This window comes from Methyloceanibacter marginalis (genome assembly GCF_001723295.1).
GTDB lineage: Bacteria > Pseudomonadota > Alphaproteobacteria > Rhizobiales > Methyloligellaceae > Methyloceanibacter > Methyloceanibacter marginalis.
The window spans coordinates 1-3191 of sequence record NZ_LPWD01000012.1 but is presented as its reverse complement, the minus strand read 5'-3'; the positions used below and the strand labels follow the sequence as shown (position 1 = coordinate 3191).

At 66.5% G+C, this 3191-nt stretch carries 3 protein-coding genes; 1 reads left to right on the top strand and 2 read right to left on the bottom strand.

The annotated features are described in order from the left end of the window. Window positions 1–609, bottom strand: a 609-nt coding sequence (locus AUC71_RS22115; RefSeq protein ID WP_069622685.1) for a ribbon-helix-helix domain-containing protein, incomplete at its 3' end; no start/stop codon positions are given. A 13-nt stretch (window positions 610–622) separates the two neighbouring features. Beyond that, window positions 623–2044, bottom strand: a complete 1422-nt coding sequence (gene fumC, locus AUC71_RS00495; RefSeq protein ID WP_069622686.1) for a class II fumarate hydratase — start codon at window positions 2042–2044, stop codon at window positions 623–625. A gap of 585 nt (window positions 2045–2629) precedes the next feature. Between fumC and AUC71_RS00490 the strand changes: the two genes are divergently transcribed. Next, window positions 2630–3100, top strand: a complete 471-nt coding sequence (locus AUC71_RS00490) for a hypothetical protein (RefSeq protein ID WP_141701346.1) — start codon at window positions 2630–2632, stop codon at window positions 3098–3100. Window positions 3101–3191 lie beyond the last annotated feature (91 nt).

Sequence of the window (3191 nt, the reverse complement as noted above, 5' to 3'; positions counted from 1 at the left end):
GCCGCCGCCGAGAGAGCGGCCCGGGAGCGGATCGAGGCGGAGGCGCGAGCTGCCGCACAGCGAGCCGCCACGGAAGCCAATGCCGCTGCGGCGGTGCCGGACATCTTGCTGCCGTCGGCGCAGCCGGCGCCGCAGATCAATCCCGACGGCACCGTCGACGATCCCATCGCGGACATGCTTGCGGGCGAGACCGCCGTGGACGGGACCGAGCCGAACGCCCTCGGTACGGAAGAACTCGGTACGGGAGAACTCGGTGCGGACGAAACGGTCGAGGAAGCGCCGGCGCCCGCGCCGCGCCGCTATCGGCGCAAGCCAAGCCGCCCCGACGACTGGAAGAAGAATTACAGCATCTTCGGCGGCGCCGCTTCTAGGCGCGCCGCCCGTTCCCCGGGTTTGCTCCAGCACGTAGAGGCGAATGGCGGCGGAAAGGCTCACCGCGTCGCCCGCGGTCTCAACGCGTGATTTGTCGATCTCGCCGACGAGACCGGCGACCGACTTCCCTTGCGCCCTGGCGATTTCCGCCAGCGCCGTCCAGAACGGCTCTTCCAGGGAGACGCTGGTCCGGTGCCGGGCGATGGTGAGCGAGCGCTTGTTGCGGGCCGTCGTCATGGCGGAACACCCGTCACTTCTTCGGCGCCACCATATCCTGCGGCTTCACCAGCCGGTCGAAGTCGTCCTCGTTCACATGACCGAGCCTGACGGCTTCCTCGCGCAAGGTGCTGCCGCGCTTGTGCGCATGCTTGGCGATCTCGCTCGCTTTGTCGTAGCCGATATGCGGGGTCAGCGCGGTGACGAGCATGAGCGAGCGCTCCATGTGCTCCTTGATTCGCTCGCGGTTGGCCTCGATGCCGGTCACGCAGTTTTTGGTGAAGCTGTCGGCCACGTCGCCGAGCAGCCTGATCGATTGCAGCAGCGCGTAAGCCAGCACCGGCTTGAACACGTTGAGCTCCAGATGCCCTTGGCTGCCGGCGAAGCTCACGGTGGTCTGGTTGCCCATGACCTGCGCGCAGACCATGGTCACCGCCTCGCACTGGGTGGGATTGACCTTGCCGGGCATGATCGACGAACCCGGCTCGTTCTCCGGCAGGAGCAGTTCGCCGAAGCCCGAGCGCGGGCCGGAGCCGAGCAACCGGATATCGTTGGCGATCTTGAACATGGACGTCGCCACCGTGGTCAGCGCGCCATGGGCAAAAACGAAAGCGTCGTGGCCGGCAAGGGCCTCGAATTTGTTCTCGGCGGTCACGAAGGGAAGCTTGGTCATCTCCGCGACTTTCTTGGCAAAGGTTTCCGCGAAAGCCGGGTGCGTGTTCAACCCCGTGCCCACGGCGGTGCCGCCCTGGGCCAGCTCGTAGAGCCCGTGCAGCGACATCTTCAGCCGTTCGATGCCGTGATCGATCTGCGCCGCATAGCCGCCGAATTCTTGCCCCAGAGTGAGGGGAGTGGCGTCCTGCATATGCGTACGCCCGATCTTGAGCACATCCTGAAACGCCTCAGCCTTTTCTTTGAGCGCCTGGTAGAGTCGGGAAAGCGCTGGGTTGAGCCGGTAGGCGATTTCTTCGGCGGCCGCGATGTGCATCGCCGTGGGGAAGGTGTCGTTGGAGGACTGGCCGAGATTGACGTGATCGTTGGGGTGAACAGGGGATTTGGTGCCGAGCTCTCCACCGAGAATCTCGCTGGCCCGATTCGCGATCACCTCGTTCAGGTTCATGTTGGTCTGGGTGCCGGAGCCGGTTTGCCAAACCACCAGGGGAAAATGACCGTCCAGCTTGCCGTCCACGATTTCGTCCGCCGCGGTGGCGATTGCCTCCGCCAAGGCCTTGTCCAGGCGCCCGAGCTCCAGATTGGTCAGCGCGGCGGCCTTTTTCACCAGCGCCATGGCGCGGATCAGGGGTTTCGGCATGTGCTCGTCGCCGATCTTGAAGTTTTGGCGCGAACGCTCGGTCTGCGCCCCCCAATAGCGGTCGCCTGGGACCTTGATCGGCCCAAACGCGTCCGTTTCGGTGCGGGGTGAGGCGGGAGACTGGGGGCCATCGGCTAAAGGCATGAGCATATTTCCCTTTTTGGTAGTCTTGGCGTCCGGGCAGCCGCGCGTTTTGGCGGGCGCCTATCGGGCGATTTGGGCCTAGGCTATACCATCGCGATCACGGATGAGAGAACTGGGCTTGTGGCGAAGTGTTTCGCGGCGGCCCGCGCCGGGAGGCCAGGCGAGGAAGGCGAGTGACGGCGGCGTCGACACACATTGCACTGCCTGCGTCCCAGGCGGCTGGGGTGCCGGTAGCCTTTGCCCGGCTGGCGGCGGTCCTCGTCTGCGTGATCGGCGAGGTCGTGCTGGCCATGTGGCTGGGGATCATCCCCGCCGACGCCCTTCCGAGCCTTGTCGGGATGACGCCCTTGGCCGCGCTCGGGGTCATTTTGGCGGGTCTGGGCCTGCTTTGCCTGACCTATAAGACGATCAGGATCCTCGCGCGGCTGATCGGCCTATTCCTAGTTCTCGCCGGGGTCGTCCTGCTGGGCCAGGGTCTGTTGGGCGTCGATCTCGGTCTCGATCGGGCCCTGATCGCTCCCGGATTTGCGCCGGGGGGCGCCCATCGCGACCTCGACGGCGCCGGGCCTCACGGGAGCGCTGGTCTTGTTCGGGCTTGCGCTGCTTTACGCCAAGCGGGGCCCCGCGCTGTCGATCTTTGCGCAGGCCATTGCTCTCATCATGCTGGCGCAGGTTCTGATCGTGGTCGCCGGCCACGTCTACGGCGTCGACACCAGCAACTACCCGTTCCCGTTCACGCCCTTGACCGCCTACGGTGCGGCGAGCGTGGTGCTTCTCGCCGTCGGTTTCATTGCCGCTTCGCCGGAGCGCGGCATCGCCGCGGCGATCGTCGAGCAGTCGCCCGCGGGCGAGATGCTGCGCCGGCTTCTCCCCGGCATCCTCGTCCTGCCGCTGGTGATTGGCTGGTTCGTGCGCCAAGCCGAGCTGCGCGCGTCTACGACAGCGCCGCGACCCTTGCCATCTTCGCCGTGGCGAGCATCGTCGTGCTCGCCGTGTTCGCCTGGGCCGCGCTCGGCGCCGTCAGACGCGCCGACCTCGAACGTCAGGTGGCGCTGATGGATCTGCGCGGCCAGCGCGAGTGGCTCTCCACGACGCTGGGCTCGATCGGCGAGGGCGTGGATCGCACCGACCCGAGCCGGCCGCGATG